Raw genomic sequence first — 23876 nt, forward strand, 5'->3', positions numbered from 1 at the left:
ATGTTGCGCCGGGTTTCGGGCGCAGATCAGAATCCAGCCCATCAGGTCGACGCCGTGGTGCGGGCAGCTATGGACACCGAGAACATCCACACCGACCGCGCGGGCGGCGCGAAAGCCTCACGCTCACAACTTGATACGGTCCTGGCGTGGCTGCGTAGCGGTGACATCCTGGTCATCGCCCGCCTGGACCGGCTGGGACGCTCGGTGCTGCACCGGATCACCCTCGGTGCTGACCTGCGCGACCGCGGAATCGGATTGAAAGTCCTCGAGCAGGGCATCCACAGGAGCCACACCGCCACCGTGACTGTTGCAGCAGCGCGCTCCGACTGACCTCGGGGTCGATGCTGATCGTGCCGCCCCTCGAAAGCGGAAAGGTTGGCTTCGGCGGTGCTGCCCGACTGAGACCAGATATAGAACCACTTCACTACGCGCACCCCTCAATACCAGTCCTATCCGTCGCGAGTTCGTGACGGATGGTGCGCGCGAGTAGGTGTGGTCGGGGGAGAATCCGAGGATGAACGAACAGAACGACAAATCCAATAGCGCGTTGGCTGTTGGCTCTCGGGTCACGGTTATGGTGCCTGGTCCCGGCAGCGGCGGCGTGGCATGTACCGGTGTGGTGATCGAGGATTATGCGGACATGGTCATCGATTCGGAGTCCGTGGGACGCGATTGGGCCCCGGTACATCGGTGGGCCATCGCCTTGGATGACGGAAGGCTGATCTTTGCCGACGACGAAGATCTTGCGGCCGCCGACTGATGGATAGCTCGTAGCTCATGCGGGCGTTCTCGTCGAGAGCTGTTCCCTCAGGTGTTGCATGATTTCGGCGCGAGTGTGAGCGTGAGCGATGTGTGAATCCCGCTCGTGCGTCTCGTGCCGACGTGTTGCTTGTTCGGCTAGACGAGTTCGATCGTTGTCACGGGCACGTTCTGCCGGGGAAGGTTGTGACCAGTCGATCTGTGCCAGTCGCCAGCGCAGGAACGCAGTCGGTCGTGTGAGCTGTGCGGGCCAGACCCAACCCCGAGATTGGGTGTCTCTGGTGAGTTCGCGGGCAATGTCGCGACCCGTCCATCGGGTGGTGTCGATGCCGGCTTGGTCGAGGACGTCGCAGATCTGGCCGATGTGCCTGACCGTTTTCAGTGCCGGGATGTGGGCGATCAGTTGGGCTGCGGTGCGTTGCAACTCGATTGGACGTGGGTTGGTTCTTTGTGCGTTCTTCGGCTTGCCCGCTCGCGCTTGCGCGTGCGTTGGTGAGAACTTGAAAACAAGAGATAGAAGAACAAATCCCCCAGAGGGGGATAGGGGGCCACGGCCACTCGGGTGTGGAGAAGATCGGGAGGCTGTGCGGGCGCGGTATGCGGCGCTGCGAAGTGTTGCGCGAGAGGGTTTTCTGGACGTCTTGAAGGGCGCGGTGATGGCAGCGACCGCGGTGCGGGGCGAGATCAGGGCCCACACGGATGCTGCCCGGAACTGCCGATGGCCGTGGTGCGCCTCGGCGGCCATCGATTCGAGTGTGGTGAGGTAGCGGCCTCGTTCTTGTTCGACGGCCATGCCGAGGGCGCCCAGGACGCGTCTGGCTCGTTTGACGACAGTGACGCTGACGCCGGCGCGGTTGGCGATCCTCTCGCGTGAGGCGGTGACGCCGCGCCCGGTCTTTCCCTCTGCCAGGGAGGCGTGGATGACGGCGACAGCGAATGCTGCTTCGGTGCTGATGGTGTTTTTCTTGCAGAGTTCGGTGCCGGTGGGGGAGTTGAGGAGTGTGCGGACTTGGTGTTGCCATTGGGTGCGACCGGACCAGATGGGGGTTCGGGCGTTCTTGCCAGTGGCTACCGGTAGAGCCCAGGAGTTTCCTCGCTGCCCACTTTCAGCGTTCAGCGCTTCGATGCGGGCGACGTTTTCGGTGGCCACACGTACTGCTGTGGCCCATGCATCGGTGTCTTCTGTCGTGGGTCCGGCAGCACTCGTGGCGGCAGCGTCGGTATCCGACGCGCCGAAAGCGCTGTTTTTGTGAACTGTTGTGCCTGGTTCAGGGTGTGAGCTACCCTGAGACAAGACCTGCACGGTTTTGTCCCTTCGGGGATATGCAGTACCGAAGTCGAAGCGCCAAACTTCTTCTTCACCAGTTACGACCGGAGCCCTGCCAGGGGCTCTCGTTTAGCTCGACGAACTTTGTTTCACAAACCCCCGCAAGGGGGTTTCGTCGTATCTGGGGTGGTACTGCGGCTATGGAGTTAGATATCGAGGTCGTTCACATGCGCGTACTTAGTGGTGCGTGAAAAGCCTTTCGGTAGATGGACATAGCCACCCCACATCACAGCACGCGCAAGCACCTTTTTCGGGGAGCCACGCGGAGCCGGATTCAGCCATCGGGGCAGCTCAAGCACCTTTCCGGGGATGGTGCATTGCATCGTCATGAGTGAGCCTCAGACAGCGAAAACAGTGCTCCGACAACGCCTGCCAGCCCAAGAACCACAGTGAGAATCAGAAATGTCATCGCTCACTCGCAGTCGCACTCGTGTGGCGATCGAGGATTCCCCGAAGCACGGACGCGACAATGCGAATCTGCTCGACCGAGGCGGTCTCCGGGTCGGATGCGACCAGGTCGACCGTGTCGATGATCGACGCGAACTCGTCGGCAACCGCAGGGTGGGTGGGGGAGAGGATCAGCGGTCCGTACATGTCGACCAGTTCGGCGAGATCCATCACAGCTACGGGTGCGGTACCGCTCAGGCGATGGACTTTCAGGGTGTTGCCGATGCTGAGGATTACCCACGTGTGTCCTTCGCGGTCCGCTGCAATCTGATGGTTCATGCTGCCTTCCGATCTCGTGATTCGATCTGGCGGTCCCACGCTGCGCACGCGTCGCTGATGAAGGTCGCTGCGATCGTCTCGGGATGCCGATGGAGAAGAGCTTCGAGGGCACCGAGCACGGTTTCAAGTCCACCGAAGTCATTTCCCGCAAGGTGATCGCGCGCATCAACGCAGGTGTCACTGAGCGCGTTCCACGCCATCCTCAAGCTGTGGGTATCGGCTGTGGCAAGGCCTGCGGCGGAGAGGGTTTCGAGTGCAGACCACTGTTCGAGCGTGGCCGCTTGCATCGCTGTAGCACGGCATGCCATTGCCGCCTGGTCGGCGGCGATCCGAGGGAACTCGGGAATGACAGCCACCAGTCCCCACGTCCGATCGGCGTAGAGGTCGGCGAACCAAGCCCACCGATCGGCCGCTAGATGGGAGTCGCTGGCCGGGGCTTCGACGATGCCTTGCGCGAGTGAGTCGAGTAGTGCGAAAGGCCAGCGGCCCGTCATGCTGCCGCTACTTCGAATAGTGAGAGCTGCGATTTCTGGGCGGGTAGCGCTGGAACAGCAGTGGGGGCTGTTATCGGGGGCGCGGGTTTTTGCTTCCGGGTTTGTCTCTTCGCATTCTTCGTCCGGCCCCGAGCAACGGCGAACTCTTCGATCTTTGCGGTCGGAATCTCCCTGCCGGAGAGGGTGAAGAGTCGGCCAGCTTGAATCTGCTCGCGAACTGTTTTCCCAACAGCGAGTCTGTTCTCGAGTTCTACTGTGCACTGGGCAAGTAGCGGGCATACCGAGCATGCTGCAATCGCCCGCTTCCACGGTGCTGATTGGTGCCCGCTGACGGTCCAACCCATGCCCTTTCCTGCGCACAAACCTTGATCTGGCCGGGGCTGGGTCGCAGGCGAGCTGCCGCGGCTTTCGAGTTCTGCGGTGATGCGGCGCGATGATGGGCACTTCCGCATCTGAGCGGAGTAGATGAATCCGCAGCGCTGGCACCGGCCCTCGCCGGTGTGCTTGCTCGCCATCGCGCGCAGTTTTACGGTCGTGTACCCGGAGAGAGGCGACTTCGGGGTATGGGACCGGGCGTCGCCGAGGGACAGCTCGCGCAGAGCAGTAGCGACGGACGGGCATAGCGGGAGGGTTGGGGTGTAGGTGAAGTCACAGACCACACAAGTCTTGCCGTCGGCGTTTGGAAGATGTTTGGCGAGAGTTTCACGGAAAGGTCCGCTGGCCACGCGATCGTGACCGTCGATTTTGCCTTTCGGGCCATGGGAATGAGCATCGGCTAGGCGAACGGCCCTAGCGCCATCTAACGTGTTCATTGCAGGTCCTCACATATCTGCATGGGGATTGTTGGGCGGCTAACCCACCAGTCCCGCGGCTATCCGACTGTGGCTAAACGGTCGGCGGCTGGATGGTCCCCTGACTGTGGCTAAACAGTCAGGGGACCAGTTACATCAGTTCATTCCTTCCCCCTTTTTTGTTCGTTCCGTGTACGCGAACGTCATTATCACGTTTAAACCTAACTTACATTCTTAAGTTATGTGCGAATGTTAATAGCGGGAGGGCATGGTGTCTAGTGAATCTGCAGGCAGTGCGATGAAAAGGGTGAGCGTGAGTCGACGTGTGCTGCGTGGCTTCGAGCCCGCGCGCCTGGTCGAGCTTCGCACTGCCCACGGTCTTTCTCGTCCCGACCTCGGCCGGATCGCCGATGTGTCCTTGCAAACCATCCACAAGTGGGAATCCGGCGGCCAGTCCCCTCAGATCGACGTCCTTATGCGTGTCGTCCAGGCTCTCGGTGCTACAGTTTCCGACCTCGTCGACATCAAGCCGGAAGATCGTTACCCGGGAGACTGGCGTGTCCTTCAGGGGCTGACGCAACCGGAGTTGGGCGCAAAGGCCGGCATCAGTACGTCGATGGTTGGAGCGATCGAACGAGGCGACTCCAGGCTGACCGATAATTTCGCGCAGAAGCTTGCCGCCGCACTGGATATTCCGGAAAGTGAGCTCCGTGCGAGCTACGAACGTGTTCGGAATCGACCGCCAGGAACTCCGGCGTAAAGCAGACAAGCCCTCCGGCGTCTCCGCGCAGTTCGTTTGCTGTCCCACTGCGAGCCTCTCTCATTCGAACTCCATCCCGATGGTGGTCAGCGTATGGCGGCAAGCTTTCAATCGCAAGTTGCTAACGTTTTGCGCGATTGCGAGGATAGACCTCAGTGAGATGAGTTAATGGGTTCGACAGATCAACGCGACACAAGACTGAAAGGTTGGGCAGATTGATGAGCACCACTTTTGCTGAACGGCTCCGGTACCTCTTCGACAATGTTCACCCACGAAGTCGTGGGCCGTACACACAGACAGAAATCGTCGACATACTCCGCTTCAGTGGTAGCAAGATGACCACCGGGTACATGTCTCAACTGCTCAGCGGGAAGCGCACATCACCGGGCGTGGAGGTAGTTCGAGACATCTGTCGGGTTTTCAAGGTCCCGATGGACTACTTCGGAGACGAAGAAACCTACGAAGAGGTCAAGCAAACGATTGAGTGGATTCAAGGGCTGCGTGACTCAGCAGATGGAAACATCGCAGCTCGGACCTACGATCCATTCCGCAAGTTGGCCAACCGAGACGACGACGACGCCTAAGCGATCACGATGTAAGTAAGACCGGCTGCGATTGCCCCAGCGATTGCCCCAGCAATGACCTGCCCCTTTGTATGGTCCCCAAGGTGAACCCGAGACCATCCGATCATCGGCGTAAACGTCAACGCCAATATCCACCACGGCGAGACCGACAAGGCCAGGACCACTGCAATCGCAGCTGAAGCGCCGGTATGGCCACTGACTTTCCAATGCAAAGCACTTGTGATGACCGCAGCTACAGCCAGCGCGGCCAGACCCGAAGACAAGAACGCAATCATCTCGATCGGCGCATCAGCAACGATCTGAACTATCAGTGCACCCAGGGTGACAACCAGCAATGATGCGATCAACATGTGGCGTTCGTTGATCCTTGTGACGTGATGATCACTGATCTTTGCCCGCCGCATACCCACCAGAATGAAGATCATTGGAACGACACCGCCGAATACGGCGACGAAGACTCCCCAGCCCGGTGCGCCCACAGCTACACCGATGATCATCGACGCAACGATATTAAGAATCCACGGCGCCCCGACTTCGGTAATAACGCGTGCGGCTTTGTCGGCCGTGGTGCGAGGGACTCGGGTGTCGATGTCTGTCATTGTCCTGCGACCATCTTTCGTTCGTTCTCAATCGTGATTTGATATGCGCTGCCCAGCGCCGCTGCCCATGCAGTATCAGTCGTGTCGGCGCCGGGGAAGAAACTGTTGTAACCCAAGCCGTCAGCCACTCGTCCGGTTACGAGCCAGTCTGCGATTGCCGACGCTGCGACTGCTGGAGGAAGCTGGGTACCAGTCGGCAAATTGCTTTGCTCCACCTCGAGGCTGAGCGCATCGAGCACTTCGGCCGCCTTGTCGTTGACTTGCTCTGACGCACTACTGCCCGGCTTGGAGCCTCGTTCGGCACCCGGCCACCGGATCAGCAGCTCCTCGCGTAGAGGAGTGAACTGCTGGAGGGCGTTCCTCGCACGAAACCAGTTCAATGCCAGGGCAAGCGACATTCCGGCCCCAAGAAACAAAACACCAGATAGTGCCAGCAATCGAGAGATCGCGAAGGGCGTGGGCGTCGGCTCCATGAACCCGTAGCGCGCGGCGAAGAGGTACCCGATCCGCAGCGCAGCGTAGGCGGTGAGGATTGCTGCGCCAGGGGTGACCAGGAGTAGTGCCCGCCCTGTGACGGTCTGACGATCTGCCTGGGTAATAGCGACGACCGTCACCATCAGCGCCACCAAGAATGGATAGGTCATCCCCAACATCAGGCCCTCGGCGAAGCCGGGAAGGAATGCGTACTCGTTGTCGAAAGTGAGATTGTCGACGTTCGCCGGCCACGGGCGACTGAAGAAGAAGATGAAAGCGAGTGAGCTGGTGAGGAGCGACAGCGTGATGTGGGTGCGAATGAGATTTTTGCGCAGACCGACCTTGCTCGTCGTCACGTCGGTGAACCCGATCGCGGTGCCGGCGCAGATGCCGCAGACCATCAACATTTTGAGTGCAGCGGGAAAGCTCTCTCCGAATATGTTGCTGACGAACGCTTCCACTGGCCGGATGTTGACAAGCATGTGGATCGACATGCAGGAAAGCCCGAGAAAGGCTCCTGCGAGAGTCAACGAACGCCGAAACCACCACCGGTGCAACCGGGTTGCCGCCACCACAGCCAGTAATGCCGCAGCCAATACAGTGATCAACCGAAAGCCTCGTCAAGTCGTGACCTGAGTCCAGGGCTCCGGTTGATGCGGCTGCCCCCGTTCAGTCGGTGTAGCAGCAGGTTGCCAAACGCCTCCGCGTCGGCTTCTTCCGGCGATTTCGTGTCTTCGCAATCGCGTTGCAGCATCAGAGCGGCGAGGTCGTGGCGCTCCGGAGGCAGGACCTCACGCGCGAGTTCGATTGCCGGCTTCCCGACGTGCCCCAAAACGATATGGCCAAGTTCATGGGCGATGGTCCGTTCACGAGCGTGGACCCATCTTCCGTACTTCACCTCGTCGTAGTCCGGATGTCGGACCCATTGGCCGAAAATCCGATCCGGCAGATCGGGGCCCTCGTGGATCACCAGAGGGCGACCTCGGTGGCGTGCGAGTGCTTCGGCAAGACCGGTCAGCGACCTCAATTCGTCACCTTCGGCTATGCGGAACAGGCGGTCAACTGCGCGAGCCACCGTCGACGTATCTGCCACTTCACGATCCTCCTATCGTCAGCCCCTCTGTCGCCGACCGTGTAACGGTAGTGTCCTGTTTGCGAATTTCGTAGTCGGGGTGCACCCTGCCGTTTCTGAGGTTTGACCCCGGTTGACGTCGTACCGCCATATTCATGCGACCCATTAGGGTCTTCACAATGTCGATCAGCTTGCGTCCATCCCGCCGCGGTACAGCTTGTGTCCTGATAGCGGCAGGAGCCTTCTTACTGGCAGCCAGTGCGCTTACACCCACCTACGTCGCGGACAACCTCGTGAAGATCCCGCTGAGCATCGAGGCAGCCACTGTCTCCACCGGAACGGCTGAGTTACTTGACACCGCAACTCTCGCCAAAGGAACGCTGACTGTCGACGCGAATGTACCGATCACGGTCAATCAGCTTGTCACCGTTCAGGAACCGTCCGACGCGGACCTCGTGACCTTGCAGTCTGCAATGCAGATGACACGCGACGACCGGTCCGGACAAGCGGCGATCGTCAATGCGAGCATCGACCTTGTCACCGTCGACCGGCGCACAGGGAGCGCTGTCGCCGAGCCTGTCGGCTCCATCCAGTCGTCGTCCGACAAACCAGCGGACCCCGTGGCGCATGAGGGTCACCAGTTCAAGCTCCCCTTCGACACTCAGAAGCAGTCCTACCCCTACTTCGACACCACGTTGCGCGAGAGCCGTGACCTGGATTTCGTAGATGAGGCGGAGCTCGAAGGCTTGCCGGTCTACCAGTTTCACCAGGAAATCGAACCGACCCTGATCGGCGGCACGGTTTCCGTGTCCGCATCAGACTTGGGTCGAGACGGGACTTCCCCGGTGACCCTGAAGCGCTTCTACGGCATTACCCGCGACCTTTGGGTCGAACCGGTCACCGGAGCCGTGGTGCAGGTCGAACAGCATTACCGCCAATACCTCGGCACGGATGTCAACGATCCGCAGGCAATCACCATCATCGACGTGGTACCGAATTTCGACCCACAAACACTCAGTGCGCAGGTCGCATTCGCGAACAAGTACAAGAACCTCATCCAATGGGGGACCGTGTACGGTCCGGCGTTCGGGGCTGTGGCGGGACTTCTCTTTCTCGCCGGCGGCATCTACCTCGGTGTGACGTCGGGGCGGCACCGTCAAACCCCGCCCCTTTTGATCGAGCCGAAGCTGACCGCAGCGGAAAAAGCCGAGCTAATGCTTTCCTGACACACAGGTTTTGCGAACGCCCGCCCCGACCAGTCGGGCGGGCGTTTTTGTACCTGTCGCTCGAATAGGGCACGAAAAGTGCCGTCTACCTCACTAAACGACACGTCCCCTTGCAGGATCTAGTTACTGCGTTCCTCGAAGTTCCTCGTAGGCAGCCTGAGCTTTAGGGAGGGCCGCAGTGTACTCCGAATTAGCGGTCTCCCCGTTCTTGTAGAAGTGTTCCTTCTCGTTGTACCCGCGAGGATCTGCATGCTGAACAGCCAGAGCGTAGGCAACCGGATCAGCAGCGTTGGTCGAGATGGTCGAGGCGTTGTCCATAAATGTGTCCGTCGCGGCTCTGACCGCATCTGTGGAATCAGCTGCAATGTTGTATCTGAAGCGCCACCCGAATACGTCGCGGATATCTGTTGCCGGCGCGGCCATCGAAAGACCCGACGTCCAACCGGTTTCAGCTTCGCTCGCGAGTAGCGCCGCGAGTGCCTGGTCCGGTGTGCCGCCCCGCAACTCCACAACTTCGACGACTGCTGCCGCGTTGTCCCGTTCGATCTTGACGCCGAGATCGCTGATGGCTTCGGCGCCGAACGGGGAAACGGTCGTTGTGGGTGCGCTGGTGGTAGCAGGGGAGCGAGTGGCAGGCGGTGGATCGTCGCTACCGCATGACGACAGTCCGACAGCGAGACCAGCAGTGATCAGAGCTGCGATGACGCTTCTTCGGTACAAGGGGTCCTCCGGGATCAGTAGCGGATGTCGTCGATGAGCCAGCGGTCGCCTTCTTTGACGAGGGTGACCCAGACCGTGGTGTCAGGTTTGACCGTAGCGGTGCTGCTATCGGCAATCGCGGTCTGCTTGATCGTGGCCACGCGTTGGATGGTCGTGTCCGTGTCCTGGGGGCAGCCTGAGCATTCGACACTGACGTCAGCGATGACCTTCGCCTGCTGCTGCGCCCACTTGTCCCACTGCACACCTGGGCCGCGATCGGTGCGGGCGTCGATGATCATGCGGGCCGCAAGTTTGTCGGTCAGCCACTCTTGGGCCCGTCCGTATGCGTCGTTCTGGGTCGTATCGGTGGCCGGGTACCAGGTGAATACCACGGTCAGTCCCTGGCGGGCGATTTCCTCTGCTGTCTGAGCTTCGGTTGGGGGTTCGGTGGGCTCGATGTCGGTCGGCACTTCGGTTGGGGTACTCGCGGGGGTCGACGTGGTCGCAGATGGTGCGGCGGCCGTGGTTTCGTCGACGTCTTTGCGGGAGATGAACGAGTAGGTCAGGAAGGCGACAACTGCCACTACCAGCACAACGATAACGAGTGTTCGTGCTCTCATCTGGCTCTTCCCCCTTGCTTCGATTAGGCCGTTTAGCAGGATAAATGACACGTCCCCCAAGTTCCGAAGGGGTGTCTGCCGTGTGCGATGACTGCGCGCCGCCCCAAGTGATCGGATCTGGGGAGAGGACGGTCTGGTGGCCACCTGTGCGAGGAAAAAGGGGGAACTCGCCTCAGACTCGCCCAAAAATGGCACTTGATCTGCGTAGACGGCACGTCCCCTACATCACGCGTCGGGCCTTCATCCCTGACTGAAGTGGAGCTTCCTTGACGACATCACCAGTTGTAGGCGCGTGGATCATCTGCCCATCGCCGGCGTAGATGCCCACGTGGCCCGGACCGTTTGCTTCCCAACCTCCAAAGACCAAGTCTCCGGCCTGGGCTTGGTCGATCGGGATCTCGACTCCGACGGTCCACTGCTGTTCAGAGGTCCGGGGGAGGGAAACCTTGCCGGCGCTGGCCGCATAGACCGCGTAGGACGTCAAACCTGAGCAGTCGAAACCTCCACCTGTCGGGCCTCCTGTTCCGCCGCCGCCCCACACGTACGGAGTTCCGAGGTACTCCCTCGCAGCCATCACAGCCTGCATGTTTCCGCCTGTCGAGGTAGGAACGAACCGGCCGCGAGAGTTCGGGTTGGTGAAGGTCGCGCGCGCCGCGGTGATTTTGGCGACGTAGTTCTGAGTCTCGGCGTAGGGAGGGATTCCGTTGTACTGCTGAACGGCTCCAGGACCGGCGTTGTAGGCCGCGAGCGTTAACTCGATCGCATCGCCGGGAATGCCGGATACGTCTTGGTGGAGAGCGCACATGAACTCTGCCTGCGACATGACCGCATCACCGATCGAGTTGGGGTCGATCTTCCCGTCGCCGTCGTGGTCCTTGCCCCAAGTTGCCCACGTTCCGGGCATGAATTGAGCTGGACCCATCGCCCCGCTGAGCGATACAGGGGCGTTGTCGCCGTGGCGGAATCCGTTCTCTTGCTGGAGCTGTGCCGCCAAGAGAGGGGAGTCGATTTCCGGGCACACACTGCCGGCCCGTCGAAGCCACGGCTCGAATTCGGCCGGCACGATGTTGAATGCCAGCTCGCCGCCGCCGGCCATGCCGAAACCGGCGCAGTCGGCGGCAGTCGATCGCGCTGCGACGAGCTGCACATTGCTGCTACTGCTGACCTCGATGTCCGGGCTGCCCCCATCGCTGCTCTGGCGAGAGATGTCCGGAAAAACAGAAACTGGGTCAAGGGCGGTTCCGCCCTGCATCTTGCCGCCTTCCCAATACTCGAAGTGCAGATGAGGACCAGTCGACGAACCGGCGTTTCCGATGTTGGCGATGTGGTCACCGGCTTTGACCTGTTGGCCTGTCTTGACGAGGACGCCGTCGGCGAACATGTGGCCGTAGACGGTGCTTACGGGTTTTCCTCCGACGTTCGAGTCGATGACCACCCAGTTCTCAAAACCGACACCTGGACCTTCTCCCGACGATCCTGCCGCGACAACGTTGCCGTCGAGGGCGGCGAGGATCGGAGTGCCGACGGGGCCGGCCAAGTCGACGCCGCGGTGCTGCGCGTTCCAACGCTCACCGAATCCCGAGGTGAATGTGGCGGTGCCGGGTTTGACTGGCATCTGGATGGGCCCGGCCACAGCCAGTTTCGCGAATCCAGCGGGCGGCTGTGTGACGTCGTCGCTGCTCGCGCGTGAACCGTTGTCGCTGTTCGAGGTGGCGCTGCGGCACGCATCCCGTGGAATGACCGGTGCACCAGTGGAACACGCGGAAGTGCCGATGACGATGGACGCTGCTCCGGCCAATAGAAGTGCCCGCTGAAGGCTGCTGGTCTTCACAATCCACCCGGAATCGGGGTGTCGAGGTCTGGGATCGGAATCGGACCTGGAACGGGTGTCGGAGTGATGCCGGGAGCCGTAGTGGTTGCTGGTTCGTCGAGATCGAAGGTCGGTGCAGGTGAGGGCGTGGACGCACTCGACGAGGACGGCTGCGGCTCTGTCGTCTCGGTCGCGCTGGTCGTTGACGTCGCCGATTTTTTTGGCGCGGTTGTGGGCGCCGGCGGGGCGATCTTTACGACCTTGGACAGATCAAGTGTCGGTAGAGGACTTCCGACCACCCACCGCTTCCCTCCGCTCGTCTCTTCGACAGCGAGCGAGACCCGCATATCACCGGCTTGCGTCGGAACAATCACTTCAGCGGTACGCGCGCCGTCAGGGGCGGCCGTAAGTGTGCTGACGGTCGGGCCGGTGATGACCACAGGAGTTCGTGGTCGGGCAGCCAAGACGTACTCTCCGGGCTTGGTGGAGGTGTATCGACCGATTGCGTTGGACCACTTCACATCTGATGTGGTGGTGTCGATGAAAGCGTGCGCGTAGGCCATTGCAGTTGCCGGCGCGTTCGATGCAACCCAGGCTGCGGTTTTGGCGACGACCAGAGACTCACTCACCTCGTCGAGGTCGTAGTTGATCACCTCTGCCGCCGTGACCGGTTCGGTGGTGCTGTCGGCCTCCTGAGCTGTCGCACGCGGCATCGGGTCTTCTCCGAACACCGTGCCTAACGCGAACAGGAGCACCATGACACCGGCCACAGTGATCGCCAGGTGGGTGCGTGAGTAGAGCATCCACCGACGAATAGGTGCGAGAACGGGATTGGTTCCGGACTGAGACATCAGATGTACCGGTCCCTCGTGGTCGTGTCGGACGGGGCAGCGGCGGTCCAGACTTTCGCGTTCGGTGCCTCACTTGCTGGTGAGCGGTGGGGCGTGGACGCGGCGGACTGGCTCGTCGAGTGCTTGTCGCGGGTAGGGGTGTAGACCTTCATCGGCGCGATCGCGGAGCGGTCCCCACCGTCCCAGCGCTGTCCGACGCTGGCGGTCAGCAGTTCCTTGCGCGCTTTGCGTTCCTGGGCTTGGCTGTTGGCCTCGTCCTGGTCGAGAAGCTTCCATGCGCTGGCGCCGGATTTGATTGCGCGCTCGGTGTCTTGACCGTCTACTCCGCTCTTGCCTCGGGGCATGTCGTGACTGGCCACGGCTGAGATTCCCGCAATACGTGCATCGCGCTCAGCCGCTGCGTCGCCTGCTTGGCCCAATCGAGCTGATCTGCTCTGGCCCTGCGTTTTCCGGGCGTCCGCGCGGGACTGGGTCAGTGCCTGCTGCCTGCGATTGTTGAGTGCGCGGCCCTCGGGCCTGGTCGAGGTCTCGCCGTCGCTCTCACCGGTTTTGCCGTGTCGGCGTTCCCAGCGCTCACCGGCCTTGTCGGCGAGCTTGCCTAGGGCGCCACCCGCCGCCGGACTACCAACGACGCTGGCGGTGGCAGTGAATGCCTTGCGTTTGATCGCTTGTTTTGCTCCGCGGGCCTTGCGGTTGACCATGGTCGCGCTGTTCTGACTGAACGTCTGGCTCATGCGTTTGAACGGCCGCATGATGGCCCAGCACACGACGGTCAGCAGCACCATGAACCACAGCCGCCAGGACCCGTCGACCGTGCCGTTGGCATTGACGTACAGCTGCACCAGCGCCATCAGATAGAGGGCGACGATGACAGCGCCGGCTACTCCCCACATGTAGGCAGTGGCGAGCATCCGCAGGATTCGGGCCAGCCATCCTGGCGCCGCGACCGCGAAGGGAATCCAGACCGGTGCGAACAGGACCGCGAACCGGATCGAAAGCAGCGCTACCAATTTCAGGAGGGATGCGCCGATCCACAACAGCGACGGCATGCCCAGTTTGAGCATGCTCATGAAGCCGGTGGACGTGCGCCCGGAGTCCTTGCCCTGGAACTGTCGGTAGGAGAGCTGATAGTCCGAGTCCAACTTGTCGACGATGGTGCGGAACTTGTCGGCCTTTTCCTCAGCGAGGGTCTCCTGCGCCTTCGGATCGTCCTTCACTTCCTGCTGCTGCTCGTACGTGAACGCCAAGGAATCTCGCAGATCCGGGCCGAGTTTCGCTTTGTCCTCGGGGTCGTAATTGGTGCCGAACCAGCCCTTACGCCAGTCCGGGAGGAAAATCTTGTCCACCAGTACGTTTCGCGGATCTGTGCTGCCTCCGGACAGAGTGCCGCCATCTGGCCCATCCCCGAATTGCACCGAGAAAATCTGGTCCTGTGTCTCAGTGATCAGCGAACCGAAGGTGTCGTCGGCTACCTGAAGGGCCTTCTGTGGAGCACCGACCATCAGTGCCCCGAGAGCCAAGCCGACGGCAGCGACCCCCGTGATTTTGGTGATCCCGGCAGAATCTGAGTTCAGGGCCTTCCACAGGATCATTGCGCTGACGATGACGAGCGCAATCCCTAACCACTGGCCGTAGATGCCCCGCATGCCCTCGCTGATCGAGAAGACGATCTTGTCGAAATTTGCCAGGGCAGATTCGACTCCGGCATCCGCCGCGGCTTGTCCGGTCGTGGTTTGGTCGTCGAGCCAGAACGCCGCCGCAGCCATCGACTTGCCGATAGTCAGGAAGGTGTTGCCCAAGGTGGTGTCGCCGACTGCCCCGGGTGCGCGTACGAGGTCTTCGCCGCAGCCGAGGTCGTAGGTGTGCCATTTGAGCCCGGCCCACCCGTACGTTTCGTAACCGGTACCGCCGGAAGAGGAGCGTTCGGCGCTTGTTGAGTCGAAGGTGGTCTCGAGCACTTCGTTCGGGAACTCCGGTGACGGGACGTCCTTGCAGTCGAATCCGCTGGCGGACGCGACACCACCGCCGAGGCCGATCTGTGAGACGGCGGCGAGCATCAGTATCACCAGAACGCGCCCCACAAGCCCTGTACGCCACCCAAAACGGCGTGGGTCTGTGGATCTTCCGGAATGCGTGTTCCGGGTTCTCGGCGGGCTCATACCGCATGTCCCATTGCTGCTCGGGTGGCCCGCGAGTCCAGGGCGTCGAACACGTGCGCCAGGTGCACGAAGTGCGTCCAGTCGCTGCGAATCAGTTCGATGTCGTCGGCCATCTTCACGATGAACCGGCGTGCCTGGTCCAAGTGATCGGTGTTGGTGTCCTCGTCGAGGGTGTCCTCGCCGCCGCCGCCGAGATTGGCAAGTAGCGACTCGTAGCCTTCTCCGATGGGCAGGTTCAGCAGTTTCAGAGCACCCTCGATCGCGTGTGCGTTGCCGCCGAGATCGCCGATGATGACCTCGTACGTCAGTGCTGATTTGTCGTCTGTGCCATCGACTCCGGGTAATCGTCGGGAAGCTGCGAGCACACCAGCGCGCGAACCTTGTACTTACGGCTGTCACGCGCGATCCGCAGGTTCAGGGTTCGGCCGGCACCCGTCTGCTCGAGGTATTTGTTCTCGTCGAGGAACAGCACCTTGCGCTCGTAACGCGGCAGTTCGTAGACGAGACGGTTCGCAAGCCATGCGGCCATGTGCATCAGCGGGCCAGCCATGCGCTGCTGTGGAGTCCACTGCGATGGGTCTGTGCCCTCCGGTGGCAGTTGCAGGCCGGGCATCGTCAGGACCGTCAGGCGAATGCGGTCGTCGATGATGTCGTCGACGTCGCCGGTGGTACCGCGCTCCGGGAAGAGCACTCGGGCTTCTGCCAGATCGGACATCATCGCCAGGTCCTGATGCAGACTCTTCGCGCACGACCGCAGATCGACATTGTCGTCGTCTTTTGCGATTCGTTCGATGGCGTCGAGAACTTCGCGGAGGTTGTGGTGCCGTTCGCCGCCGACCATGTTCGCTGCGCTCTGAAGCACGGTCTCGGTCCACTCGTGTTCGAGGCGGGCAGGGGTGAGCATCATCTTCAGAACAGAGACCGCCACCGAGATTCGTTCGGCGTTCGCGGCACGCATATCGGCCTCGTATTGCCCCTGCGCTGCCGCTTGAGGGTTGGGGTCGTCCTGGTAGTCGATGCTGGCCGGGTCGTACTCCGGATCGTCGCGGCGCGGGTCGATGATCACCCTGTACGGGTTGAGCGAGCCGGGGCGCGAGGTGCGACCGGTCAACGCTTGCACTTCGGCGATGCCGCGGAACTCGGGCAATTGAGCGAGCTTTTTCAGCGGGCCGGACGGGTCGAGCACGACGCCGTAGGCACCGGCGCGCACGGCTTGGTAGACGAGTACACCGGCGAGGAACGTCTTGCCAGATCCGGGGACGGCGACGATCGGCGTCAATCCGGACTTGTGCTTCTTCTCGTGCGCTGCAAACAGATCCCATACGGCCGGCCGCGGCGCGATCGACGCCGTTTGACCGACCACTACGCCGGTGCGGTCACCAATCCGGTCACCGACCGCAGCCATACCGGAGGAGAGGGCTTCGACGTTCATCCGCCGGCAGTGCGCGATATTGGCCAGGGGCTCACCAGGGATGAACTCGCGCAGAAGTTGGTACTGGCCGTGTTCTTGTTCGAGGCGAATGCGGGGCGCGTACATCTCCTGCAACATCGAGACCTTTTCCTTGGCCTCTTTCGGCGTCGAACCGACGATGAGAACCCGGTACCAGCCCTCGGTGCGCACCGACAAACCGGAATGGTCTTCCTCGATGTCGGAGATGACCTGCCGTGCAAGCGCATGCTGCTCAGCAAGCTCCTGCGGTGGAACCTGGTCGTGCTCGATTGTGTAGTGGTCGAACTGCGCCTCGATCTTCGACGTCAACCGTCGCAAGTTCCGCACGGTTTGGCTTTTGGTCTTGAGCTTGATCCGTTCCGACCACTCCAGCGGCTCACCGGACGGATCGCCGAGCACCTGCCACGGCAGCATCTTCTCCGGAATTGGGAGGGGCGCCATACGCCCGACCGTGAGGACGATCGCGTAGCCGGTGTAGTTCCGGCCACCAACCTGACCGTGCACGGTCGTGTAGCCATCGCCGGGAGTGAGTTCGAGGTTGGTGAGGTCTTCGAGCGTCGCGACGTCGGACTCTTCCCAGCCGCCCCCACCGGAGATAACCCCTTCTGCGTCCAGTGGCAGTCCGAGAGTCGCCGAGCGCAGAAGTAGGTAGTCCATTTCGGCGGGGGTCGCGGGCTTGGCGTTGACACCTTCACCGGACAGATGCCGCTCGATCGTGGCGAGGTGATCGGCGATCGCCTTCTGCTCACCCAGAAACGAATTGCGTGCCCACTTGCCCACAAGCTCAGCGATCTTGCCCAGTAGCGGCACGTCGATCACCGGAACAAGCCATTGGCCGAGCCTGTCGAGCCCCTGGGCCATTGCCGAGCGCTTCGGCAGTTCGATGCCCCAGTAACGGCCCTTCTGCGTGGGGTTGCCCCACAACATTGCGTGCTGCTGCCCGCGCAAGTAATCCGCCCATGACAGTGCTCCGGGTACGTCCGGAATCGGTTCGGCCCACGCGTCATGCTTCTGCGCCCACTGGCGCACCGGCCACGGAGTGCGCACGAGACGGCGGTGCATCCCGCTCACGCCGGATTCGGCAAGGTTCGCCAACACCATGCCCTCGTTCTGAATGTAGCGGCGCTGCTTGCCGACTGGGCGCATGTTCCACGGACCCGGCGACTGTACGAACCATGCCGTTGACTGGTGGCGCGTGCGAGTGACGTTGCCCTCCACTCCGACCAGTTCGAGACGCACCGCTTTGCGCTCCCCATCGGCACGTTTTTTCGCCGCAGTGCGCTGTCGGGTGAACTCCGCATCCGAAGGGGTGTTCTTGTTGCGTTTCTTCCCGCGTCGGCTGCTTTTTCCGGTCGGCTCCGCTTCCGCCTCAGACGTCGACATGAAGATCGGTTCAGGCGTCGCGATGCCGATCTCCGGGGCCTGCGACCATGCCAGTTCCCGGACGGGTGCCGGAGCAGAGGCAGCAGCTGGCGCGGACCGGATGGTAGACGCACGGTTCGCAGCCATAGCGGCCGCCCAGGACGGCGGCAACGCGCCCGGCGGAACGATGGCCGGCTCGGGCTCGTCGAAGTTCGGATCGAACAATGCGGCGATCTCGTTATCAGAATGCAAAGTCATCGGGGGGACTCACCTTCGATTGGCGTGATGGCGGGTGTGCGACCAGTGGCGCGGGAGATGGTGGAAAGACGGAGCGTGACCGTCTGCCCGGGCTTCGGAGGGCGCGGCGCGTTCAGGTCGTTCCACGCGGCCCGGATTACGGATCGGACCGGGCGATCGGCGTTGACGACTTTGGTCACTTTCGAGGTCAGGACGAAGACAACCCCGATCATCACGATGAGGGAGTTGAAGCCCAGCGGAATGTGTACGACACCGCGCACGATGACGAAGACGATCACCATCAGTGCGGCTCCGAGTCCAAGTGCTGAATAGTGAATCCGGAACGGAAGTGTGAACCCGGTCGGTCCGAGGTAGTGCTGATCCACCCGGTGCAGCAAATCGTCGTTGTCAATCACAGTCGGCTTCCTTCGCTCGTAGCGTGGGTGGATCAGACCTGGACGCCGAACAGGCTCAGTAGCCAGTTCCCGATGCCGGTTGCAGCGGTATCGCTTTGTGCGATACCGAAAAAGGCAAGTCCAACGAGGGCCAGTCCGCCGACGGTGAAGACTTTCGAGAGGTTGCCTCGCAGACCGCCCATCAGAACCGCACACGCGATCAGAACGAGGATCGTGACAACGACGTTGTCACCGAGCCAGGAACGGACGCCTGTGGTGTTGACATCGGTTGTTTGGGCGAGCAAGTCGACGGTTCCGGGGGGCATGGTCGTCAGATTGACGACCGTTGACGTGAGAGACATGAGAACGCTCCATCGCTGAGTTCGGTCAGTGCACCTGAATGTGGATGCGCGCGACCGTAAGTCGATTTCGCTTTTTATCTCAACGGGGTGTCTGCGCCCGGAACGGTTCATCGGCAGGGTTTCCGCAGCGGAGCTGCGTCCGGAAAGTCGCCCAAGGGATATGCGCGCAGTGGTGCGCCTGCCGATTTTCGCAGTGGCTCGCGGGCATTGGGTAAACGGTGCTGTGCGCGAGAGTAATTCGCAGTGGATGTCAACAGGACGAGCGGGTGCGTTTTGGCGAGGCAGTGAGGGCCTATGGGGCGTAGGGGATATGGGGCGCTCATATAGGGGCTAGGGGGTCTAGGGGATATGGGCAGGAATATGGACCCAGTCAAAGCGAGATGGGGCAGGTGCTCAGGTGTGCTCGCTGCACGCCCTGAAAGTGCGTTCTGGCAACGAAGGGTCAGAGTGCGCCCACAAAGCGCGAATGAGGGATAGGTGCGCTGAGGTGCAGAGAACGCGCTCAGATGCGCGGAGAAAATGGCGCCGGATTCGGAGCCGGAATTCGGTGATGGATTCGAGCGCTCGAAAAAGCGCTTCCCGCACCCACCCCCTCCGGGGGTCACTCCCCCCGGCGTTCCTTGGGGGGAGTGTACTTCAGAATTACGCTCAGCGCCAACGCAATTCGGAACGCCCTAGTGAAACGCTATGCGTAGTGCCCGAGGTCGCGCACTGACGACCATTCACCACTCGCATGCCGCCACGCGCTCCGCCGCGCTCACATTACCGCTTGCTCTTCCGGATGCACCTACTCGCCACATCGCCTCATTGCAGCGCCCGATCGAGCGCTGAAATGAGCGTTAGTCGCAGCGCTTGAAAACGCCCAGGAGACGCGCTCGGCGAGCGATGAACGAGCGTAGCGAACAGTGTCCGATGAAGCGCTATGCGAACCGCTGACATCACCGCTCGCGAATCGCTGATTTCGGCGCCCTCGAACGCGAGGAGTCGAGCGTTCGCCAAAGGGCATGTCGAACGCATTGTTGCCCAAGAAACTCCGGGGAAGTGGGAAGCACCGAGGCAGGGGGGACACCCCGTTGAGGAAAGTTGCGGGTTTCTGCCACTGTGCACGAAGACACCCCACGGACGGCGTTGGGAAGACATCGGAACAAACGAAAGGCGCAGGCGGTGAACGGAAATCAGGACCCACTCAAGGACTGGCTGGTCGCGACGTGGCGTGACCTTTTCGGTGAGTCCAATCAACGCGGCGAGGATGGGAAGCAATCTCATATCGGCCGTTTCACGCCACTCTCGCCGATCATCGTTGTCGCCGCCGGCATTGCTGTGTACTCCCCGCGAATCATGGCGGCGGCGGCAGGCAATGCAACGGTTGTCGACGTACTTGCCGATTTCCATAGCTACCGCGGATTGCTCGTTGTCGTTGCCGTCGCTTTCATCGCGGTTGACGTTCTGCGTTACCGCACCCGCAAGTGGTCACAGGTACTCGAATCGGTGGTGCGCCAAGGCTCCGGCCACCTACCAAAAAAGACCACGGTCGGCTTTCCCTCAGGGTGGCGAGTGATTCGCCGCGCGACGATCAAGATGCAACGCGGCGCAGTGATCCGGCCGAAGCAATTCGAGGAACTCTCCCGCGCGATCGAAGCCGCATTCCCCGGCAACGACAAGTGGGAGGTCAAGGTTCGCCACGAGGCGCAGCACGACCGCATCGTCGTCGCCCGCAAAGTGATCACTCCGGACACGCGCTCCGACCGGCAGAAGGTGCTTCAGTCTGCGCTCGATGACACCTCGATCTTCAAGGGCCCGAAGGTGACCGTCTCGGCGCGGGACCAGGACGGCGTCGAGACCGGATACCGGATCTCGTTCGAGAAGTCGATGAACGCCGGTGCCAAGGGCTTTCAGATGAAGGTCGAGGAAGCTCTTACTTCTCTCGCCGGTCAGCATGAGTCCGGCCGCAACTGGACCTCCGACTGGTACCCCGACAAGGGCTACCTGAACATGCGACTCGTTGCGCCGATGCCCTCGCGCATCGACCACCCACTCGACCTAGTCGACGAAGACCTGTGCCACTTGCCGTACGCGACGGGGATCGCGGACCGGACCATGTATTGGGACGTGTCCACCAGTTCCAACAAACCGCACTGCCTGATCGTCGGCCCGACCGGTGGCGGTAAGACATCGGTGATCCGAACCCTGCTGACCGAAGCTGCTCGGCGCGGAATCCCTTTCGTCGGAGTAGATCCGAAAATGATCGAACTCGACGGACTCGAGGGCTACCCCGGCTGCGGCGCAATCATCTACGACGCACTACGCGCAGCGATGTTCGTTCGTGCCCTGCACTCGGAAATGGAAGCGCGCAACGCCTACATCCACGACATGAAGATCGAGGGCTCACAACTGCCGCTGATGATCGCGGTCCTCGACGAGTTCTTCATCCTCTCCGGAAAGTGGCAGCGCTTGATGAAGTCCGGTGACGACGAGACCAAGACACAGCTCAAGGAACTCGACCCGCTCGGTGCATGGGCAGACCTCGCCGTCCTCGCCCGCTCGGCCGGCATTCGCCTGCTACTCGGTGTGCAACGCCCCGATGCGTCATTGTTCGGCGGTGCGTCTGGTAACGCGCGTGACAACTTCGGCACGCGCATCAGCCTCGGCAATCTGTCGCAGGACGGCGCACTGATGATGTGGGGCGACTCCACTGTGGGCCGCGAAGTCGACACCTCCGTCAAGGGGCGCGGCATCGCGATCGGCGACGACGGCATCCCCGTCGACGCACAAATGTGGTGGACCCCCAACGTCGACCGCCACCCGAATAAGTGGGGCCAGCTGTTTGAGGAGGACAAGGCGATCATCAACGGCCTCGCCCCGACCGAAGCGCCCGGATTCACCTGCTATTCAACCGCTCTTGCCGAGTTCATCGCGTCCGAGCGCGCTCTGGCCAAATATGCCCGCAAGAACGGGAGGGCGGTCGAGCCTGTCGTCATCGGTACCGGCGACGAGGATGCCAGCGGTGCAACGGCTCCGGCACTTGCTGCCGAGTTCGTCGCAGAACTCAAGCCCGAATTACCTGTGGACGACGATTTCGCGGACGTCATTCCCGCATCTGCTGTCGAGGCCGGAATGACTGTCCTGATTGACGACGAAGGCGGCGAACTTGTGCCCGTCACCGTCGACTCGGTCGACGTCTCCCGAAACGCGAAGGGCGACGTCACCGAGACCGTTCTGATCGTTGGCACAGGACGGGTGAAAACCCGTATCACCTTCGACGGCACCGGCGTCGTCGTACTCCCCGAAGCCGACCTCGTAGCAGCGTCGGTGTGACCCCCACGTTGTCCGTTTCACCACAACCGAAAGGAATCTCAATGACCCGTCGTATTTCCCAGTCGATCACCCCGACTTCCGAAGACGTCGCCGCGCTACGTGGACCGTTCATCTCCAAGGGGGCGAACGACCCCATCATCAAGGCGCTGAGGGACTACTTCAAGGACTCCGCCCCCGCGTGGCTGGCCAAGCTCAGTGAGGAACAGGAACTGACCCGCGAACGGCTCGCAGAGATCCGCGACGCCTCAGCCAAACGGCGCATTGTCATCGAAGCGTTGCCCGAGGGAACAGCCCGCGACAAAGCGCTCGCTGAACTGGAGGCGACAGAGGCCGTCGTCGCCGACATGGACACGGCACTGGCCGGTGCCAGTGCCTTCGGAGTCAGCTAACGATGACGACGCTGACAGTAGATGTCGAGATCACCTCCAAGACCACGGCCCGTGCAACTCTGCCGGACGCCGACGTGCCGCATATGGATCTGGAGGCCACCGAGAACAGGTCTCTCTCGGCAGTTGTGCACGAGTTCCTGACCAACATCGCGAAAGGACAGGACTCTGATGTCGAGGTCGTCTACCGGACGGGAAAGGACACCAAGTTTCTGACCGTCAGCCCGAACGGCAAGGCGGAAGAGCGTGCCCCGAGCGCGCCCCTGCCGATCGTCAGGAACACGCCTGAGCCAGCGGCGGCAGAGCCCGTCTCTACGCCGCTGGCCGGGCCGGTGGTGGTGGCGGCTGAACCGATCGCATACGAGGCAGCCCCGCAAACTGTCCAAGCGCCGCAGACGGTCGTTGAGCCCGTCCCGTCCCTTGCCCTTGCGGCGCAGCGGCCAGTAGAGCCGGTCACAGGGCCACTGAGCGGCCCACTGCCCGTGCTGTCGCAGCTGTCTGCTCCGCGCGCTAACCCTGCAGAAAGCGATCCTGCGCGGCTTGGTGTGCGGGGCCGGCTCAATGCCGTGCTCGGACTCAAACTCGCGCCGAAGTCGCACTCGCTCGAGATGCGGTTGCGCGGTGCACACACGACGATCGAGCGCGCTCTCTCTGAAGGCGCGATGATCACCTTCGCCAACGTCAAAGGCGGCGTCGGTAAAACGCCGATGTCGATCAGTCTGGCTGAGGCGTTGGCCGAGCACCGAGGCCCGGCAACCGTCACCTGTCTAGATCTCGGTGAAGTCGGGGGCAGCTTCGCCGACCGCGTGGCCGTTCCTCCGGCTGCGGGACAGGACGTGGTCAGTCTGCTGGTCGGTATCGACCCGGCCGCTACTGACGTCCCGCCGTCGAGGGTGGCGCGTTTCCTGACTCGTCAACCAGCCGGGTCCGACATCATCACCGGGAGGGCGGGAGCCGCTGCGGCCCTGACCTACGAGGAAGCTGCCGCGCTCGGAACAATCCTTGGCCGGCACCGCGATGTACTGGTTGCCGACACCGGCAACTCGAGTCTGTCCGAGAGCTGGCAGTGGGCGATCAAGGCTTCGCACGCGGTTGTCATCCCGGTCCCGCTGCGCCGGGATGCGGCAGTGGCAGCGCAACGCACACTCTCGACGATCGCTGCCGTCCGCCCAGACGTTCTCGCCCGCACGGTCGTGGTCATCACCGACGGCCCTGGCGATGCGCCGATGGTCGAAACCGAGGCAGTCGACGCGTTCTCCACGCTGGGAGTGCCGGTGTGCAGGATGCCGTTCGAGCCGTTGTTCGCCTCCGGCGAGCGCATTGCGCTCAGTCAGTTGCGGAGAGAGACGCAAGACGCGTTGACCGTGCTGGCTGCGACCGCAGTCGACCTGATGGTGGGCGCCGTGGACTGATGCGCT

At 61.9% G+C, this 23876-nt stretch carries 21 protein-coding genes and 1 pseudogene; 8 read left to right on the forward strand and 14 right to left on the reverse strand.

Translation table 11 applies throughout. The annotated features are described in order from the left end of the window. Positions 1-330 carry a recombinase family protein gene (locus tag BH682_RS33565; protein WP_083954819.1) on the forward strand — a complete coding sequence of 110 codons (330 nt, stop codon included), beginning with the start codon at positions 1-3 and terminating at the stop codon, positions 328-330. A gap of 184 nt (positions 331-514) precedes the next feature. Beyond that, positions 515-760, forward strand: a complete 246-nt coding sequence (locus BH682_RS33570; protein WP_075836301.1) for a hypothetical protein — start codon at positions 515-517, stop codon at positions 758-760. Positions 761-775: 15 nt separating this feature from the next. On the opposite strand, the gene BH682_RS33575 is transcribed toward BH682_RS33570, so the two are convergent. From BH682_RS33575 to BH682_RS33585, 3 genes are all read right to left on the reverse strand, one after another. Next, positions 776-2062: a hypothetical protein gene (locus BH682_RS33575; protein ID WP_075836303.1), complete on the reverse strand. Its 1287-nt coding sequence runs from the start codon at positions 2060-2062 to the stop codon at positions 776-778. Positions 2063-2491: 429 nt separating this feature from the next. After that, a complete protein-coding gene (locus tag BH682_RS33580; RefSeq protein ID WP_075836305.1) occupies positions 2492-2812 on the reverse strand; it encodes a hypothetical protein in 321 nt (106 codons plus the stop codon). Beyond that, positions 2809-3306, reverse strand: a complete 498-nt coding sequence (locus BH682_RS33585) for a hypothetical protein (protein ID WP_075836307.1) — start codon at positions 3304-3306, stop codon at positions 2809-2811. The genes BH682_RS33580 and BH682_RS33585 overlap by 4 nt, the downstream gene beginning before the upstream one ends. A gap of 1104 nt (positions 3307-4410) precedes the next feature. Here BH682_RS33585 and BH682_RS33595 point away from each other — a divergent pair. Both BH682_RS33595 and BH682_RS33600 read left to right on the forward strand, forming a co-directional pair. Next, entirely contained in the window at positions 4411-4857 is a 447-nt protein-coding gene (locus BH682_RS33595) for a helix-turn-helix domain-containing protein (RefSeq protein WP_223304596.1), read from the forward strand. Between the two features lie 218 nt (positions 4858-5075). Next, positions 5076-5441 carry a helix-turn-helix domain-containing protein gene (locus tag BH682_RS33600; RefSeq protein ID WP_075836309.1) on the forward strand — a complete coding sequence of 122 codons (366 nt, stop codon included), beginning with the start codon at positions 5076-5078 and terminating at the stop codon, positions 5439-5441. Here the strand turns inward: BH682_RS33600 and BH682_RS33605 are convergent. Genes BH682_RS33605 through BH682_RS33615 form a run of 3 tightly spaced genes read right to left on the reverse strand, consistent with a single transcriptional unit; the run spans position 5438 to position 7607 of the window. Next, entirely contained in the window at positions 5438-6040 is a 603-nt protein-coding gene (locus tag BH682_RS33605) for a phosphatase PAP2 family protein (protein WP_075836311.1), read from the reverse strand. The two genes, BH682_RS33600 and BH682_RS33605, sit on opposite strands and share 4 nt — an antisense overlap. Further along, positions 6037-7122, reverse strand: a complete 1086-nt coding sequence (locus tag BH682_RS33610) for a hypothetical protein (protein ID WP_143542568.1) — start codon at positions 7120-7122, stop codon at positions 6037-6039. The genes BH682_RS33605 and BH682_RS33610 overlap by 4 nt, the downstream gene beginning before the upstream one ends. Then, a complete protein-coding gene (locus BH682_RS33615) occupies positions 7119-7607 on the reverse strand; it encodes a hypothetical protein (protein ID WP_075836315.1) in 489 nt (162 codons plus the stop codon). The genes BH682_RS33610 and BH682_RS33615 overlap by 4 nt, the downstream gene beginning before the upstream one ends. A 158-nt stretch (positions 7608-7765) precedes the next feature. Here BH682_RS33615 and BH682_RS33620 point away from each other — a divergent pair, with 158 nt between their 5' ends. Next, entirely contained in the window at positions 7766-8812 is a 1047-nt protein-coding gene (locus BH682_RS33620) for a DUF3068 domain-containing protein (protein ID WP_075836317.1), read from the forward strand. A gap of 123 nt (positions 8813-8935) precedes the next feature. Here the strand turns inward: BH682_RS33620 and BH682_RS33625 are convergent, their stop codons facing one another. From BH682_RS33625 to BH682_RS33660, 8 genes and pseudogenes are all read right to left on the reverse strand, one after another. Continuing rightward, positions 8936-9532 carry a hypothetical protein gene (locus BH682_RS33625; protein ID WP_075836319.1) on the reverse strand — a complete coding sequence of 199 codons (597 nt, stop codon included), beginning with the start codon at positions 9530-9532 and terminating at the stop codon, positions 8936-8938. A 14-nt stretch (positions 9533-9546) separates the two neighbouring features. After that, on the reverse strand, positions 9547-10131 hold the full coding sequence (locus BH682_RS33630; RefSeq protein WP_075836321.1) for a hypothetical protein: 585 nt from the start codon (positions 10129-10131) through the stop codon (positions 9547-9549). Between the two features lie 220 nt (positions 10132-10351). Next, the gene (locus BH682_RS33635; RefSeq protein WP_075836323.1) at positions 10352-11962 is read right to left on the reverse strand and encodes a peptidoglycan DD-metalloendopeptidase family protein; all 1611 of its coding nucleotides are present in this window, start codon (positions 11960-11962) and stop codon (positions 10352-10354) included. After that, on the reverse strand, positions 11959-12792 hold the full coding sequence (locus BH682_RS33640; protein WP_075836325.1) for a hypothetical protein: 834 nt from the start codon (positions 12790-12792) through the stop codon (positions 11959-11961). The genes BH682_RS33635 and BH682_RS33640 overlap by 4 nt, the downstream gene beginning before the upstream one ends. Next, positions 12792-14951: a hypothetical protein gene (locus BH682_RS33645; protein WP_075836327.1), complete on the reverse strand. Its 2160-nt coding sequence runs from the start codon at positions 14949-14951 to the stop codon at positions 12792-12794. Before BH682_RS33645 ends, BH682_RS33640 begins: the two co-directional genes overlap by 1 nt. Further along, positions 14948-18021 (reverse strand): annotated as a pseudogene (locus tag BH682_RS33650) (ATP-binding protein). Before BH682_RS33650 ends, BH682_RS33645 begins: the two are co-directional and overlap by 4 nt. Continuing rightward, positions 18018-18416 carry a hypothetical protein gene (locus tag BH682_RS33655; RefSeq protein WP_075836329.1) on the reverse strand — a complete coding sequence of 133 codons (399 nt, stop codon included), beginning with the start codon at positions 18414-18416 and terminating at the stop codon, positions 18018-18020. The pseudogene BH682_RS33650 and the gene BH682_RS33655 overlap by 4 nt, the downstream one beginning before the upstream one ends. Positions 18417-18448: 32 nt before the next feature. Continuing rightward, positions 18449-18757, reverse strand: a complete 309-nt coding sequence (locus BH682_RS33660) for a hypothetical protein (RefSeq protein ID WP_075836331.1) — start codon at positions 18755-18757, stop codon at positions 18449-18451. 1164 nt (positions 18758-19921) lie between these two features. On the opposite strand from BH682_RS33660, the gene BH682_RS33665 reads away from it, so the two are divergent. From BH682_RS33665 to BH682_RS33675, 3 genes are read left to right on the forward strand one after another with little or no spacing between them, the layout of a single operon-like run. Continuing rightward, a complete protein-coding gene (locus BH682_RS33665) occupies positions 19922-22072 on the forward strand; it encodes an FtsK/SpoIIIE domain-containing protein (protein WP_075836333.1) in 2151 nt (716 codons plus the stop codon). 41 nt (positions 22073-22113) lie between these two features. Further along, positions 22114-22461: a hypothetical protein gene (locus BH682_RS33670; protein ID WP_075836335.1), complete on the forward strand. Its 348-nt coding sequence runs from the start codon at positions 22114-22116 to the stop codon at positions 22459-22461. 2 nt (positions 22462-22463) lie between these two features. Next, a complete protein-coding gene (locus BH682_RS33675; RefSeq protein WP_075836337.1) occupies positions 22464-23870 on the forward strand; it encodes a hypothetical protein in 1407 nt (468 codons plus the stop codon). Positions 23871-23876 lie beyond the last annotated feature (6 nt).

The sequence above is a fragment of the Rhodococcus sp. YL-1 genome (genome assembly GCF_001942025.1).
GTDB classification, from domain to species: Bacteria; Actinomycetota; Actinomycetes; order Mycobacteriales; family Mycobacteriaceae; genus Rhodococcus_F; species Rhodococcus_F qingshengii.